This is a genomic window from Microbispora sp. H13382 (assembly GCF_014161445.1).
In the GTDB taxonomy this organism is placed as follows: Bacteria; Actinomycetota; Actinomycetes; order Streptosporangiales; family Streptosporangiaceae; genus Microbispora.
The window spans coordinates 105,238-120,156 of record NZ_JABBXA010000015.1; the positions used below are offsets into that span (position 1 = coordinate 105,238).

General features: G+C 71.0%; 13 protein-coding genes. 3 read left to right on the forward strand and 10 right to left on the reverse strand.

All coding sequences use genetic code 11. The features are described 5' to 3' along the window. Position 1 precedes the first annotated feature (1 nt). The 8 genes from HHX41_RS26630 to HHX41_RS26665 form a co-directional block, all read right to left on the reverse strand. Complete coding sequence (locus HHX41_RS26630; RefSeq protein ID WP_182908197.1) at positions 2-1,288, reverse strand: extracellular solute-binding protein; 1,287 nt, start codon at positions 1,286-1,288, stop codon at positions 2-4. Between the two features lie 360 nt (positions 1,289-1,648). Further along, the gene (locus HHX41_RS26635) at positions 1,649-2,248 is read right to left on the reverse strand and encodes an ATP/GTP-binding protein (RefSeq protein ID WP_169986433.1); all 600 of its coding nucleotides are present in this window, start codon (positions 2,246-2,248) and stop codon (positions 1,649-1,651) included. Continuing rightward, positions 2,229-2,603, reverse strand: a complete 375-nt coding sequence (locus tag HHX41_RS26640) for a DUF742 domain-containing protein (RefSeq protein WP_169986435.1) — start codon at positions 2,601-2,603, stop codon at positions 2,229-2,231. Before HHX41_RS26640 ends, HHX41_RS26635 begins: the two co-directional genes overlap by 20 nt. Continuing rightward, positions 2,600-3,022 carry a roadblock/LC7 domain-containing protein gene (locus HHX41_RS26645; RefSeq protein WP_169986437.1) on the reverse strand — a complete coding sequence of 141 codons (423 nt, stop codon included), beginning with the start codon at positions 3,020-3,022 and terminating at the stop codon, positions 2,600-2,602. Before HHX41_RS26645 ends, HHX41_RS26640 begins: the two co-directional genes overlap by 4 nt. After that, a complete protein-coding gene (locus HHX41_RS26650; RefSeq protein ID WP_310742196.1) occupies positions 3,019-5,268 on the reverse strand; it encodes a nitrate- and nitrite sensing domain-containing protein in 2,250 nt (749 codons plus the stop codon). Before HHX41_RS26650 ends, HHX41_RS26645 begins: the two co-directional genes overlap by 4 nt. A gap of 270 nt (positions 5,269-5,538) precedes the next feature. Then, entirely contained in the window at positions 5,539-7,125 is a 1,587-nt protein-coding gene (locus HHX41_RS26655; RefSeq protein ID WP_310742184.1) for a prenyltransferase/squalene oxidase repeat-containing protein, read from the reverse strand. Then, the gene (locus HHX41_RS26660; RefSeq protein WP_169986441.1) at positions 7,122-8,015 is read right to left on the reverse strand and encodes a terpene synthase family protein; all 894 of its coding nucleotides are present in this window, start codon (positions 8,013-8,015) and stop codon (positions 7,122-7,124) included. The genes HHX41_RS26655 and HHX41_RS26660 overlap by 4 nt, the downstream gene beginning before the upstream one ends. A gap of 17 nt (positions 8,016-8,032) precedes the next feature. Continuing rightward, entirely contained in the window at positions 8,033-9,397 is a 1,365-nt protein-coding gene (locus HHX41_RS26665; RefSeq protein WP_182908199.1) for a cytochrome P450, read from the reverse strand. 592 nt (positions 9,398-9,989) lie between these two features. On the opposite strand from HHX41_RS26665, the gene HHX41_RS26670 reads away from it, so the two are divergent. Then, complete coding sequence (locus tag HHX41_RS26670) at positions 9,990-11,093, forward strand: cellulose binding domain-containing protein (RefSeq protein ID WP_182908200.1); 1,104 nt, start codon at positions 9,990-9,992, stop codon at positions 11,091-11,093. A 178-nt stretch (positions 11,094-11,271) separates the two neighbouring features. Here HHX41_RS26670 and HHX41_RS26675 read toward each other — a convergent pair whose 3' ends face one another. Continuing rightward, a complete protein-coding gene (locus HHX41_RS26675; protein WP_182908201.1) occupies positions 11,272-12,186 on the reverse strand; it encodes an SDR family oxidoreductase in 915 nt (304 codons plus the stop codon). 87 nt (positions 12,187-12,273) lie between these two features. On the opposite strand from HHX41_RS26675, the gene HHX41_RS26680 reads away from it, so the two are divergent. Then, positions 12,274-12,507 (forward strand): EF-hand domain-containing protein, encoded by a 234-nt coding sequence (locus HHX41_RS26680; protein WP_310742185.1) that lies wholly within the window; start codon positions 12,274-12,276, stop codon positions 12,505-12,507. A 37-nt stretch (positions 12,508-12,544) separates the two neighbouring features. Beyond that, positions 12,545-13,699 carry a helix-turn-helix domain-containing protein gene (locus HHX41_RS26685; protein WP_310742186.1) on the forward strand — a complete coding sequence of 385 codons (1,155 nt, stop codon included), beginning with the start codon at positions 12,545-12,547 and terminating at the stop codon, positions 13,697-13,699. 14 nt (positions 13,700-13,713) lie between these two features. Here HHX41_RS26685 and HHX41_RS26690 read toward each other — a convergent pair whose 3' ends face one another. Further along, positions 13,714-14,838 (reverse strand): FAD-binding oxidoreductase, encoded by a 1,125-nt coding sequence (locus tag HHX41_RS26690; protein WP_182908202.1) that lies wholly within the window; start codon positions 14,836-14,838, stop codon positions 13,714-13,716. Positions 14,839-14,919: the final 81 nt, after the last annotated feature.

The following is a 14,919-nucleotide window of genomic DNA, read 5'->3' on the forward strand; positions in this document are numbered from 1 at the left end:
GTTACTCCGACTTCGCCGTTTCCGTGATGGCCTGCGCCACCTGCTCGGGCGTCTTGGTCCCGGCGATCAGCTGGGCCACGGAGTCGTTGACCTCCTGGCCGACGGCCGGCGGGTACGCCTGGTCGAGGTAGAGCTGGAACCCGGTGGCCCCGGCGAGGTTCTTCGCCACCACGCTCAGGTTCGGGTCCGTGACCGCGTCCTCCTCGCCCTTCAGCACCGGGAGCAGGCCGCCGGTTGCGACGGCCTTGCGGTGCTCGGTGCTCTCGGTGAGGAACTTCAGGAACTCGATCGCCTCGGGCGGAGCCTCCGACCCGATCGCGAAGCCGCCGCCGCCGCCGAAGGCGTCGGTGACCGCGCCCTTGCCGCCGTCCACGGCCGGGAAGGGGAAGAAGCCGAGGTCGTCGCCCAGGCCCTTGCCGGCGTCGTTCTGGACCGCGGGCGCCCACTGGCCCATCAGCTCCATCGCGGCCTTGCCGTCACCCATGGTCGCGGCCTGACCGCCCGGGTCGCCGTACGTCGCGCCCAGGTAGCCCTTCTGGAACGGCTGGAGAGCGGCCAGTTCCTTCAGCTTCTGCCCCGCCTCCACGAAGGCCGGACCGGTGAAGTCCTTGCTCTCGCCCGCCTGCTTGAGGGCGTCGAGGCCACCGATGCGCATGGAGAGGTACGCCCAGTAGTAGTGGCCGGGCCACTTGTCCTTGCCGGCGAGGGCGATCGGGGTGACTCCCGCCGCCTTCAGCTTCTTGACGTCGTCGACGAACTCCGACCAGGTCCCCGGGGGCTCGGCGATCCCGGCCTTCTTGAACAGCGCCTTGTTGTACCAGAAGCCCACCATGCCGATGTCGTCCGGGATGGCGTACGTCTTGCCCTCGACCTGGTAGGCCGACAGCGCGGCGTCGGTGAAGGTGCCGATCCAGTCACCGGTGTCGGCGCTCAGGTCCTTGACCAGGCCCGCGTCGACCTGCTGGCCGAGCACGCCGCCGCCCCAGGTCTGGAAGATGTCCGGCGCCTTGCCGGACTGCGTGAGCGTCGTCAGCTTCGCCTTGAACGCCTCGTTCTCGTAGGGAACGCTCTTGATGGTGATGTTCGGGTGCTTGGCCTGGAAGTCCTTGATCGCCTGAGCGCCGTAGCTCTTCAGGGGGTCCGTGGTCCAGATGTTCCAGAACTCGACGGTCACCTTGCCGCCGGCTGAGCTCTTGCTCTCGCCGGCGTCGTTCCCGGTACTACCACATCCCCCGAGGACCAGTGCTGACGCCGCCAGGAGCGCCGCACCTCGCCGACTCAACTTCACGGTGGTTTCCCTTCTGGATTCCGACCGAAACTTTCGGCTTGCGCCCGATAGTTTCGCGATGTGGCGTACGTTACAGTGGGGTAAGGCTCAGATCAACGGCTGTTGTCCACCTGTTACGCATGGTCGGCGGCGATGGACAAGACGATCGGCTCATGGCGCCCAAAAGGGATGAATAGGCAGTAATCAGGCGGCATTAACGGACAGCCGAAACCAGGGCGGGGCCCAGCCGGGGAATGGGCGACGCGCGGAGGCGTGTACGAAAACACCGCTCGCCACGAAACGTAAACTCGCGCACAGCAGTCATAAGCCATGCACGCGGAGGAACCCGGACGTTGCCGGGTGAGGATGCGACGAAAAACGTCAGCGGGCGGTGGCGGTGGGACGCTTTCCGTAGGCGTGCTTGACGAGCTCGATCAGGACTTCCTTGCCCGATTCCCGCTTGCGCGCGTCGCACAGCATGATCGGCACGTCCCCGCCGAGGTTGAGGGCGAGCTTGACCTCGTCCAAATCGAAGACCGGGGCGCCCTCGAAGCAGTTGACCGCGACGACGAAGGGCGTGCCGCGCCGCTCGAAGTAGTCGACGGAGGGGAAGCAGTCGGCGAGCCTGCGGGTGTCGGCCAGCACGACCGCGCCGAGCGCTCCCCGGGCGAGCTCGTCCCAGACGAACCAGAACCGCTCCTGGCCGGGGGTGCCGAAGAGATAGAGGACGAAGTCCTGCCCGATGCTGATCCGGCCGAAGTCCATGGCCACCGTGGTGGTGGACTTCGCCTCGACCCCGGACAGGTCGTCCACGCCGACGCTGCGGTCGGTCAGCGTCTCCTCCGTGCGCAGCGGCCGGATCTCCGACACCGCGCCGACCATCGTCGTCTTGCCCACCCCGAAACCCCCGGCGATCAGCAACTTGATCGCCGTGGGCATCTTCGGGGGGGCCTGCGGCGAATCAGAGCGCCCGAAGGCCATCGAGCACCGCCTTGTACATCCGCTCGTCGAGCACGTCCGTCTCCGGTTGGGGCTGCTGCACGGCCAAGAAACCCCGGTCGAACAGGTCGCCGAGGAGGACCCGGACGATCCCGGCCGGCAGGTCCAGATGGGCCGCGATCTCCGCGACCGACAGCGGCCTGCGGCACAGCCGCACGATCGCCTGGTGCTCGGGGTCCAGTCCGATCTCCGTCCCCGTGGTGGGCCGGATCGTCACCGCGAGCGAGATGAGGTCGAAGCGGTCCTGCGCCTCCGTACGGCCGCGTGCGATCACGTACGGCCGGATGGTCGGCGCGTCGAGTAAGCGCTCCTCGTCCGGGTGCCATCCGGCGTTCACAGGCGGACCTCGCTCCCCGTCGTGGTGCGGGCGGGCGAGGTGAGGTACTGCCCGACGCGCGCGACGAGCATGGCCATCTCGTAGGCCACCAGGCCGACGTCGGCGTCTCCCGTGCAGAGCACGGCCAGGCAGGCGCCCTTGCCCGCCACGGTCACGAGCAGGTAGGCCGACTTCATCTCCACGATGGTCTGCCGTACGGGCCCGCCCTGGAAGCGCTCGCCGACACCGCGCGCGAGGCTCTGCAGGCCGGAGGCGACGGCGGACAGGTGCTCGGCGTCCTCCACGCGCAGGCCCTGCGAGCCGGCCAGCAGCAGGCCGTCGTTGGACAGCACGATGCCGTGCTCCACCTCACGGATCCGTGCGACGAGGTCGTCGAGCAGCCACGCGAGGTCCGCGGAGGCCCCGGTCTTCTGCGTCACAGGTTGTCCTCCTCTTCGCCGAGCAGCTTCGCGGCCTCGGACCTGCCGCGCCTCGTCCCCGACTGGAACGAGCCCATGATCTTACGGATGTCGTCGGGCGAGCGGTCCTCGTCGTCCGCCCCGGTCTCGCGCCTCGGCTCCTCGGCGAGCGCGGGGGCGAGGTTCGCCTGCGGCACCCGGAACGGCAGCCCCGACGGGGTGAACCCGCCGGTGGACGCGAGCGAGTCCGGCTCGGCACCGCCGGAGGGTGGCCCGCTCGGCACGGGCCTGGGCGGCTCGGGAGCCCTCGGCACGGGAACCACCTCCTGCACTGGTCCGGGAACCGCGTCGGGCACGCCCACCAGGGCGATCTTCCGAGCAGCGGGCTCCCGCCGTCCGAGACCGTGACCGGTCTCCTCCTCCGGCGCGTCGTTCTCGCCCTCGATGACGAGGTCGCGGGGCAGCAGCACGACCGCGGTCGTGCCGCCGTACGGCGACGCCTTGAGCGACACCCTGATGCCGTGCCGCTCGGCCAGGCGGCTGACGACGTACAGCCCGAGCCTGGCGGTGCTCGACAGGTTGAACTCGGGCGGGTCGGCGATCCGCTGGTTGGTCGCCTCCAGGTCCTCGGCGCTCATCCCGAGGCCGCGGTCCTCGATCTCGATCGCGTACCCGCTGGCCACCGCCTGGCCGCCCACCTGCACCATGGTGTACGGCGGGGAGAACGACACCGCGTTCTCGATCAGCTCGGCGAGCAGGTGGATGACGTCGCCCACCGCGCGTCCGATAAGCGCGGTCTCCCCCATCGGCATCACGGTGACGCGGGTGTAGTCCTCGACCTCCGCCAGCGCGCCGCGCACGACGTCGACCATCGGCACCGAGCGCCGCCACGCGCGGGCGGGGGACGCCCCGGACAGGACGATGAGGTTCTCCGCGTTGCGCCGCATGCGGGTGGCGAGGTGGTCGATGCGGAACAGGTCCTTCAGCTCGGCCGGGTCCGACTCGCGCCGCTCCATCACGTCGAGCAGCGTGAGCTGGCGGTGCACGAGCGACTGCGTCCGCCGGGCGAGGCTGAGCAGGATGTCGCGGATGCTCTGCCGGAGCTGGGCCTCCTCGACGGCGGTGCGGATCGCGGTCTCCTGCACGGTGTTGAACGCCGCACCCACCTGGCCGATGACGTCGGGCCCGAAGTCGAGCGGCGGCGCCTCGGCCTTGACGTCGACCTTCTCGCCCTGGGCGAGCCGGGAGACCACCCCGGGCAGCCGCTCGTTGGCCAGCTCGAGCGCGGCCTCGCGCAGCTTCTCCAGCTGGCGCACCAGCGCCCGGGCCGTGGTGACCGACAGGACGATCGACGCGATGACCGCCACGAGGCCGAGCACACCCGCCAGCACCAGCCGGATGATGACGCCGGCGGCGACGGGGGTCGCCCGGTCGATCATCTTCTCGCCCGCGCCGCTGACCACGTCGTGCAGCTGGGTCAGGACGGCCGACGTCGCCGACTGCCACTGCTCTCCGCCGACGGGCACGCGCAGGCCGGGCCGGCCCTGCTGCGCGACCAGATCCTCCAGGCTGTGGAGCCGGGCGAGCGCGGCGCTCTTCTGCAGCCGCTGGTAGACGTCGGGAAGCGGCTCCTCCAGGTCGGCCTGCGCGAGGTCCATCACGTTGCGCTCGGCGCCGACGAGCTGGGTGAACTGGGCGACCTCCGCCTGGCCGAACCTGCCCGTCGCGATGACGCCGGCCAAAAGCGCGTCTTCACGCGAGATAAGTTCCCGTGCCCAGTTGAGGCTGATAAGTGTCCGCGTGTCTTTCGCGAGCTCGTCGTCGTCGAGCGTGGCGAGCGAATAGTAGGTCTGGAAGAGGGAGTCGATGGGGTCGTTGTAGGCCTCGATGGCCCTGTTCCGGTCCACCTGGCGCGCGTCCACCGCGTGCCGCGCGGAACCGAGCTGGTCGAGCTGCCGGAACGTGCGGTCGATCCGTCTCCGGAGTTCGTCGGTCGCCGCGAACCGCATGATGTCGGTCCTCGTGAGCCTGCGGAACTCGCCCGCGGCGGCGTCCGTACGGCCGCGCTGCACGGCGAGGTCGGCGGACGGGACCAGCGCCGGGTTCACCAGGCGGGAGACCGACAGGCGCCGCTCCTTCTGCAGCTCCAGCAACAGGGACTCACTCGGCTGGGCGACGTTGCTGTCGTAGACCGCCACCCACGCGAGGTTGAGACCGTCCCGCACGGTCACCCACGCGGCGAAGACCCACAGGGCCGCAAGCGACACGAGCAAGGCCGTGACTTTGGTCCGCACGCGCGAGTTGCGGAAGCGCATAACACCCACCAAGGGACATATGAAGAGCCGTCATAGCGCGTTTCCCGGCGATTAACCAGAAGCTCATCGCTAGGGCGGCGGACATCGCCCAACATTTTATAGCCGCGCCACGCCCCGCCACCCTAGCAATGGACAGAAAATCGCTCAAGGCCGCATTATGTACGCCATTTGGGGCAAATGTACGAATGTATGCCTATATAGCGTGATCAAGCGACCCGTTGATCATAGTTGACGCTGCCTGCCGACAACAAGTCGACTGGACTGTGCGAGGTGCAGGGCGGCGAGGATCGCGGCTCTGACCACCGCACCCGGTAGGTAGAGGTCCTTGTCGTGCCACAGCGGCGGATCGTCGGCCTCGCCCGCTCCGAGTAGGTAGTCGTACCCTCTGGCTGCAGCCTCCGCGACGAGCCCGTCCTCCCCGGTAAGCAGCAGCAGTTGCATGGCGTAGGCCGTCTCCTCCCGGGTGCCGCCCCAGCGGCCCCAGGATCCGTCGGCCCGCTGGGTCTCCAGCACCCATCGCACGGCCCGCCGTACGGAGGACGCACAGCCGGCGCCGCCGAAGGCGTCCAGCGCCAGCGCGCAGGAGACGGTCGCGTAGTAGGGCGAGGCGTGCCAGCGGTCGTCCCACCAGCCCTCCGGCCGCTGGCGCTCGCGGAGCCAGGCCCCGATCGCGTCCATGTCGGACCGGTAGCGCTCGGCGGCCTCCGGCCGCACCGCCGCGTACTGCCCCAGCGCGTCGAGCACGTGGGCGTTCACGCTGACCGACGACCCCTCCTCCCCCTGCCAGGTGCAGAAGTGGGTGTCCGTGCGGAAGGCCCACAGGCTGTCCGGCTCGTACGGCATGCCGAGGAGCGCGAGGGCGTACAGGGCGACCGACGTGGTGTCGGCGTCCGGCGGCAGACCGGCGCCGGCGGGCGTGCCGACCGGCTGGATCGCGGCCCGCAGGTCCGCCAGCATCTCCGGCGGCACCTCGAAGGGGATCCCCGCGCGGGCGAGCCAGCTCAGCACCCAGCCGCGCTCGAAGACCGTGATCGGAAGGCCCACCGGGACCGGCCCGCCGTACCGTCGCGCGACCGCCTCCAGGTGCTGCCTGGCCGCGGTGCCCGGATCCGGCAGCGCACGGCCGCCGAGCCAGGCGGCGGTGGCGGCCGGGGACGCGCCGACGGTGCCGATCGAGGTCGGCTGGACGCCCGGGGCCCCGTGGGCGGCGGGACCGGCCGTCTCCAGCGCGTGCATGAGCTTCTGCGGCAGTTCCGCGCCCGAGCCGACCCTCGACCTGACCGCGGCGAGCGTGTGGTCGTTCATGCCCGGGGGCAGCCGCAGCCTCGGGCGTCCGGCGAGATGCGGCACATCCCGGTCGGCCAGCGTGTCCAGGTGCGCGTTGACCAGCTCGACCAGCGCGGGCACGATCAGCTCGATCGCCGGCATGTCGGGGAACAGCGGCGCGGCGCCCCGCGGCGGCCAGCCGAGCAGCCAGTCCAGCCCTCGGCCGGCCGCCCGCGAGAGCGTCTCCCGATCGGGGTCCCCCCGCGACAGCGCGCACAAGAGCGCCTCGGTCGCGCTCAACGTGGGGACGAGGGCGTACCCGTCCGGCCCGCCCCAGCGGCCGTCGGGCCGCTGGCCGTCCAGCAGGAACCGCACCCGTTCCGCGTGGCCCACCAGCCACGGCGCCAGGCTCACCAGCCGCCCGGTCTCGTACACGGAGGGGGAGACCGTGCCCCACGGCCGGACCATGAGATCGGCGACCAGTTCGGCGGCCGCGGCCGCCACGTCGATCGCCTTGGGGAAAGTCAGGCCGCCGACGCTCACAGCCCGCCCCAGTAGTCGGTGATCCCGTAGAAGCCCATGCTGTACCCGATCTGCCTTTCCAGATAGACCACCTCGTCCGGGCAGACGTCGCGCAGCGGCTCCAGGAGCTCGCCGCACCCGTCCACCAGGACGCCGACGCGTTCGGCGATCTCCTCCCGGCCCGAGCAGAGCATCCGCGCGTTGAGATCGCCCCAGGCGAGGTCCCGCTCGTACGTGGCCAGGTCGTTGAGCAGGCGGAGGACGCGCTGCACCTGGCCGCTCGCGGTCCGCAGCTCCTCGAGCCGGCCGAGCGCGGCCGGGTCTCCGCCCCGGATCCAGTGGGACACGTTGACGAAGGACGAGCCGAAGTTGTCCGCGTTGTCGAGGTACTCGTCCAGGGTCGGCAGCGGCGTCCCCTCGCGGGCGGCCGTCTTCCAGTCCCACTCCCGCGCCATGGCCGACAGCATGCGCCGCAGCTCCTCCCGCCAGACGGTCTCCAGCCCGGTGAACGCGGGCGCCGCGGCGAGCTCGTCCCGGAGCTCGGCGAGGAATCGGCCCAGGGGGAAGTCCCGCGGCGGCGGTGCGCCGTCCGCCACGTCCAGGCACCCGCGGACGAGGCGGTCCACCTCGTCCCGTGACTTCGCCACGTAGTCGAGCAGCCAGTCGAGCGCGAAGATCCACAGCGCCGTACGGCTCGCGACGCGCAACCGGTCCGCGCTCGCCCACGGCGCCCCGAACGCGTTCGCCTGCGCGACCGCGCTGAACAGCGCCGAGTCGAACGGCCGCGCCGGGAAGAGGCCGGGGTAGGCGTCCCGGCACTCGCGCAGATCCCGCTGGAGCTCGGCGGACACGGCGGCGGCGGCACCGCACTCCCTCGCCGCCCGGAGCTCGTCTCCTGTCGGCTTCGTCATGTGCATGGATGTCCCGGTCAGGTACGACGGATGGGGCGCAGGGTGATCTCGACCCGCTGGCGCGGCCGCAGCGAGGCCCCCATCTGGGGCGTCGCCACCTCCGGGCTGCAGGAGAGGATCTCGTAGCGGCTGAGGATGCCCGCGATGATCAGCTGGGCCTCGAGCATGAAGACGTGCATGCCGAGACACTGATGAGGGCCCCCGCCGAACGGGAAGTACGCGTACCTGTGCCGGCCCGTGGACCGGCGCCCGGAGAAGCGGCCGGGGTCGAACTCCTCCGGCCGCTCCCAGAACGCCTCCATGCGGTGGGTGATGAACGGGCTGACGACGATCGTCTCGCCCTTCTTGAGCAGCACTCCCCCGAGGGGCTCCGGCTCGACGACCATGCGGGGGAACAGCCAGCCCACGGGGAACAGCCGCAGGAGTTCCTGCACGACCTGCTTCGTGTACGGCAGGTCCGCCAGGTGGGCGGGTCGTACGGGTCCGTTCCCGACCACGAGGCCGATCTCCTGCCGCAACCTCGCGGCCACCTCGGGATGCGCCCCCAGGAGGGGCCACAGCCAGGTGAGCGCGCCCGCCGTGGTCTCGGTGGCGGTGGCCAGCATGGCGACCAGGTTGTCGCGCACCCATCGAGCGCTCGGTCCGCCGCCGGCGTCCCCGGCCCGGCACAGGACCGAGACGATGTCGTCGCCGTCATCGGGCCTGTCCCTGTGCCTGTCCACAAGCGGAACCACGACCTCGTCGATCGTCCGCAGGGCGTTCCTGAAGGCGCGGTCTCCCGGGAGCGGGACGCGGTAGGGGACGAACGGCAGCAGGTAGCGGAAGATGACGGACGTGCCGACCGCGTCGAAGGCCGGGGCGAGCCGCTCGGCATCGGCCATGTCGATCTTGTCGCCGAAGAAGATCCGCATCACGACCCTGTTGACGATCCGCGCCATCGCCGCGGAGACGTCGATCGGGAGGCCTGACTCGGCGGGTGGGGCGAGCTCGCCGATCCCCTCGCCGACCGCCTCCGCCATGCGGTCCGCGAGCGTTTCCACGTTCTTGGCGGTGAACACGGGCTGCAGAACCTTGCGGCTCTGCTCCCACGCGGGGCCGTCGGACATGACGCTCTCCCCGAAGAGCCGGTGCAGCGGCTTCCAGAGGACGCCGTCACGCCGGTAGTTCACGGAGTTGCCGCGCAGGACGTGCTGCAGGTGATCGGGGTGTGTGATCAGGTACGGCCGGAAGGGACCCAGGTTCACCCTGACGACGTCGCCACCGGACTCCCGGCCGATCTCGAGGACGGCGCCGACCGGATCGCGGAGGATCGCGGGAAGTACCTGCCGGAGGGGAAGAGTTCTCGCTTGTCGGATCGGGTTCGCGTCAACATCGATCGGCATTCCGGCTTGCTCCCCACCTGACGATCACGCCGTTCGCGAAGTATCACATGATCCACGCCGATTGATCAATGTTGCGGCGAGTGACAATTTTGTCCTGTGAGGCGAGAGATGCTCCGATGGCGCATTTTGCCCGCATAGTGACGTGTGACACGTTTTGGGGGCGTGAAAAAAGGGAAGGGCCGGACCTCGCGGCCCGGCCCTCCTCAGGACGTGTCGTCAGGAGTGACTGGTCACCAGCAGCGCGAGGCCCACAAGGATGACGATGGGAATCAGCCACACCACGACCTCGCCGAGGAACTCCTTGTACATGGGGACCGATCCTCCCGGTGACGTGCGAAAAGTAGACCGACGTGCAGCATATTCGGTCGTGCGGCCAGGGGGAACCCGGCGTCGCCGCGGGCGATGAACGAGGGGCGGCTGCGCCCCGGAGTATCCAGTGAGGCCGGCCGGCGACGCGACCGCCGACCGGCTGATTCATGGGATGAAACGTACATACATCCCCGCTGGTCAGGGCATTTGCGGCGTCTCGACCCTGGGCCGGGCGGCGGACCGCTCTCTACCATCGCGCCGGACAGCACGAGGGAGAGACGCGATGTCGAAGAGAAGTGCGGTGATGGCGGCCCTGCTCCTGGTGCTCGGGCTGCTCGTCGCCCGGCCCGCCGAGGCGGCCACGGTGCGGATCATGCCCTTGGGCGACTCGATCACCGGATCGCCCGGCTGCTGGCGGGCCCTGCTGTGGAACAAGCTGCAGAACGGCGGCTTCACCAACGTCGACATGGTGGGAACGCTGCCCGCCCAGGGGTGCGGGGTGCCGTACGACGGCGACAACGAAGGCCACGGCGGCTTCCTCGTCACGAACGTCGCCGACCAGAACCAGCTCCCGGCCTGGCTCTCGGCGACCCGTCCCGACATCGTGATGATGCACTTCGGCACCAACGACGTGTGGAGCAACAGGCCCACCGCCACGATCCTCGCGGCGTACGGCAAGCTCGTGGACCAGATGCGGGCGAGCAACCCGAACATGAAGATCCTCGTCGCCCAGATCATCCCGATGAACCCGAGCACCTGCTCCGAGTGCGCCCAGCGGGCCGTCGCCCTGAACAGCGCGATTCCGGGCTGGGCCGCCTCGAAGACCACGGCGGCCTCCCCGATCGTGGTCGTCGACCAGTGGACCGGTTTCAGCACGAGCGCGGACACCTACGACGGCGTCCACCCCAACGCGAGTGGCGACCAGAAGATGGCGGACAAGTGGTATCCCGCCCTGTCGGCGCTGCTCGGCGGCGCGCAGCCGTCCCCGAGCCCCGGATCCCCCAGCCCCAGCCCCAGCGTGAGCCCCAGTGTGAGCCCCAGTGCCGGCCCGTCGGCGTCGCCCTCGGCACGGCCCAGTTCCTCCGGCTGCGCCGCGACCTACACGATCACCAACCAGTGGGGCGGCGGCTTCCAGGGTGAGGTCACGGTCAAGAACACGGGCACCGCTGCGATCAGCGGCTGGACCGTGACCTGGACCTTCGCCAACGGGCAGCAGGTCACCCAGGCGTGGGGCGGCAAGGCCACCCAGAGCGGGGCGAACGTGACCGTGAAGAACGAGAGCTGGAACGGCTCCCTCGGTGCCGGCGCGAGCACGACCTTCGGCTTCATCGCCTCCTGGAACACCGCAAACGCCACACTGGTGCCGGGCTGCGTGGCGTCCCTCTGACCTCGGCCGGGCGTGACCTGTGCTCGGCAGCGGGGAGAGGCCACAGACCGCACTGGGTGGCGGGCACGGCGGGCGGCACCGCGGCCGAGGTCCACGTCGAGTGGACCTCGGCACCGCCGCCCTCGGCACCCGTTGATCGGTACAGGCCACCTCGCGAAGCGCCGCGGCGGCTTCCGCGTCAGCGGTAACCGGTGACGTCGGCGGGGAGGCCGGGGTCCTGGACCTCCACCATGTATCGCCAGCAGTCCGGGCGGCTGCCGTCGACGTCGGTGAAGCCGTACACCTGCGCCAGTTGGCCGCTGGACAACGACTGCCCGTTCCAGCGGCTCACCTCCGGGTCGGCGGCCAGGGCCGCCACCGCGCGGCCCACGAAGGCCGGGGTCTCGGAGATCGCGAAGTGCGGCTGCTGGGCCAGCGCGTCGCGCCAGTTGGCCTCCGTCACCCCGTAGTGCCCCAGCATGATCTCCGAACGGAGCCAGCCCGGCGTGAGCGAGACCGCGGTCGCACCGTGCGGCGCCAGCTCTTTCGCCTGGCCGAACGCCATGCGGTTCACGGACGTCTTCGCGAGGTCGTAGAAGAACGAGACGCGGTAGTTGGCGGCGTTGTACTCCGCCGTGCCGTCGGTGATCTCGACCACCAGGCCGCCCGGCTTGCGGATCAGCAGCGGCAGCGCGTAGTGGCTGGTGATGATGTGCGTGTCAATCGCCAGCCGCAGTATGCGCAGGCCGTCGTCGAGTGAGTGCTCCCAGAGCCGGTCCTTCCAGCTGAACAGCAGCTCGCCGCCCCAGATGTCGTTGACCAGCACGTCGAGCGCGCCCTGCTCGGCGTCGATCCGCTCCACGAGGGCCCGCACCTGCTCGCGCTCCAGGTGGTCGACCGGCACGGCGATGCCCCGCCCGCCAGCGGCGGTGACCAGTTCGGCCGTCTCCTCGATCGTCTCCGGCCGGTTCATCTCCGAACGCCGCTCGCGGGTGCTGCGGCCGGTCACGTAGACCGTCGCCCCCGCGGCGCCCAGCTCGACCGCGATGCCGCGGCCCGCACCCCGGGTCGCCCCGGCGACCAGTGCGACCTTCCCCTCAAGGCTGCTCGTCATGACCGTCATGCTGGCAGACGCCACCGACAGAAACGGCTTCCGCCGGTTGGCCGCGATCTCTGGGGGCAGCGCGTGCTTTCAGCTAGTGTGCTGATCGCGATCCCGGAGGAGGACGGCATGAGCGAATATGCGGCGACTTTTCAACTTATCGACGCCGATGGGGACGGGCGAATCTCCGCCGAGGAGCTCGTACGCCTGATGGAGGTGCTCGGCCGGCCGCTCACGCCGGAAGGCGCGCAGAGCGCCATCGACAAGGTCGACGCCGACCGCGACGGCCTGATCGACCTGGAGGAGTTCGGCGCCTGGCTGAGCGGGCGCTGAGCGGACGCTGAAGGGCGACGACGAGTTCTGGGACGCGGTGCCCGCGGGCGTCGCGAGGCTGCTGCGTCCCCGCATGGGCGACGTCGCGGACCGGATGATCGCGGAGATCCAGCGGCGGGTGCCCGAATACGCCCGCCCGACGGACGAGGTCTACATCAAGGTCCTGCGGCTGTCGGTCAACCAGGCGCTGCGGGGGTTCCTCGAACGCATCGAGAACCCGCGGGCGCCGTGGGACCCCGAGGTCTTCCGGACGATCGGCAGGGGTGAGGCCGCCGAGGGGCGCGACCTGGAGCCCTTCCAGACCGCGATGCGGCTGGGCGCGCGGGTGGCGTGGCGGAGGCTCACCGAGCAGTCCGAGCAGCTGGGCCTCGACCCGCGGACGCTGTACGACCTCGGCGAGGCCATCTTCGTCTACCTCGACCAGCTCGCCGACGCCGCAGCGGAGGGCTTTGCCGCGGCGCGGGCGCACGCGGCCGGCGAGATGGAGCGCCGCCGCCGGCGGCTGCTCGACCTGCTGCTGACCCGGCCCGCGGCCCCGCCGGAGGCCGTCGCCGACCTGGCCAGGGCGGCCGGCTGGCGGCTCCCCCGCACGGTCGCGGGAGTGGCCCTGGAGGAACCCGACGACGGTTCTCCCCTGCCGGTGCTGCCGCCGGACGTGCTGGCCGGGCTCGACCGGAACTCCCCGTGTCTCGTGGTGCCGGACCCCGGCGGCCCCGGGCGGGTGCAGGCGCTGGAGAGCGCCCTGCGCGGCTGGCGGGCCGCGATAGGCCCCGCCGTGCCGCTCGCCGCGGCCGCGAACTCGCTCGGCTGGGCGAGGGAGGCCCTCGACCTCGGCACCCGGGGCGTCCTCCCCCGGCAGGGACTGCTGCGCTGTGCCGACCACATGGCGACGCTGGTCGTCTTCAAGGACGAGGACCTCGTGGCCGCGCTGGCGGAGGTGCGTCTCGCGCCCCTCGCCCACCTGCGCCAGACCCAGCAGGACCGCCTGGCCGAGACCCTGCTCGCCTGGCTGCGCCACGGCCGGGGCGTCGCCGAGGTCGCCGCGGCGCTCCACGTCCACCCGCAGACCGTGCGCTACCGGCTGCGCCAGATCGAGCAGCTGTACGGCGACGCGCTCGCCGATCCCGACGTCCGGTTCGAGCTGGAGATCGTCCTGCGCGCCCGGCAGGCCCGTCAGAACCCGCCCGGCTAGCCCTCTCTACGGCTCTACGGCGTGGTGCCGCCGCTGGTGCGCAGACCCCGGGCCGCCGGCCGCTCGTGCAGGCCGAACCGCGCGTCCGGCTCCCGCCGGCCGTCGAGGATCTCCGCGACGTAGCCGGCGAGGGCCGGGGCGTGCTTGAAGCCGTGCCCGGACTCGCCGCCGAGCAGCCAGACGCCGTCCTCGATCTCCGCGACGATCCACTCGGCGTCCCTGGTCAGCGCGTACTGGCAGACCTGGCTGAACACCACCGGCGCTCCCACCAGCGAGGGGAACCGCCTGGCCAGGTAGGAGCGCGCCTGCTCCTCGGTGTGCCGCAGCACCCGCCTGCCGCCGGTCTCCGGGTCGTACGGCTCGCCCTCGGCGTCGCCGGTGATCTTCATGCCCATGCCGTCCAGGTCGCCGTGCCCGTACGCCGCCAGGTCGTAGTCGCAGAAGGCGGGCAGCGGCGGCGTGGTCCAGTCTCTGGGCACGCCGAAGTGGAAGGTGTCCTGCCGCGTCACCTGGACGTGTCCCGCCTCGTGCGGGAACAGCCACGGCAGCCACGCGCCGCACGCCCACACCACCCGGTCCGCCGTCAGCACCTCGCCGTCCGCGACGACCCCTGTTTTCCGCGCGTACGGCACGGCCCGGGCACGGACCTGCCGGACACCGTTGGCGACGGCCAGGCGCGCGGTCACCTGTGTCGCCCGCCGGGCCCGCAGCAGTCCGGCGTTCGGCTCCCACAGCACGAAGGCGAGGTCGTCGACCCGCAGGCCGGGGAACCGCCGTGCCGCCTCGTCAGGATCGAGCAGCTCGCGAGGGATGTCCAGCCGCTCCAGAACCCCGGCGCTGCGCATCTCCCAGCCGTCAGGGTCACGGGCGAACCACATCAGCCCCGACTCGACGTACAGGTCCTCGCCGGTCCTGTCCTCCAGTCGCCGCCAGGCGTCGCGGGCCTGCCAGGCCAGCCGGGGGTACCAGTCGTCCGAGCCGTGCGCACAGCGCAGCAGGCGGGTCTCCCCGGCGCTGGCCTGACGCACGTGCCCGGGCGCGTACTGCTCGACGAGCGTCACCCGCCAGCCCTCGTCGGCCAGCCGCAGCGCCAGCGACGCCCCCCAGATCCCCGCCCCCACGACGATCGCCGATTTCATCCACCACTCCTTGATCGCGGGCCGAACCTCCGACGTAGGCTACGTCGGATGCGGGTTTCGCCTACAGGCGCACCGGGGCGG

Bases quoted from the DNA above. Each gene is read 5' to 3' on its own strand.
- HHX41_RS26635 (WP_169986433.1), bottom strand. From the start codon at position 2,248: ATGGCCTTCGGGCGCTCTGATTCGCCGCAGGCCCCCCCGAAGATGCCC.
- HHX41_RS26660 (WP_169986441.1), bottom strand. From the start codon at position 8,015: ATGACGAAGCCGACAGGAGACGAGCTCCGGGCGGCGAGGGAGTGCGGT.
- HHX41_RS26665 (WP_182908199.1), bottom strand. From the start codon at position 9,397: ATGCCGATCGATGTTGACGCGAACCCGATCCGACAAGCGAGAACTCTT.
- HHX41_RS26670 (WP_182908200.1), top strand. From the start codon at position 9,990: ATGTCGAAGAGAAGTGCGGTGATGGCGGCCCTGCTCCTGGTGCTCGGG.
- HHX41_RS26675 (WP_182908201.1), bottom strand. From the start codon at position 12,186: ATGACGAGCAGCCTTGAGGGGAAGGTCGCACTGGTCGCCGGGGCGACC.
- HHX41_RS26690 (WP_182908202.1), bottom strand. From the start codon at position 14,838: ATGAAATCGGCGATCGTCGTGGGGGCGGGGATCTGGGGGGCGTCGCTG.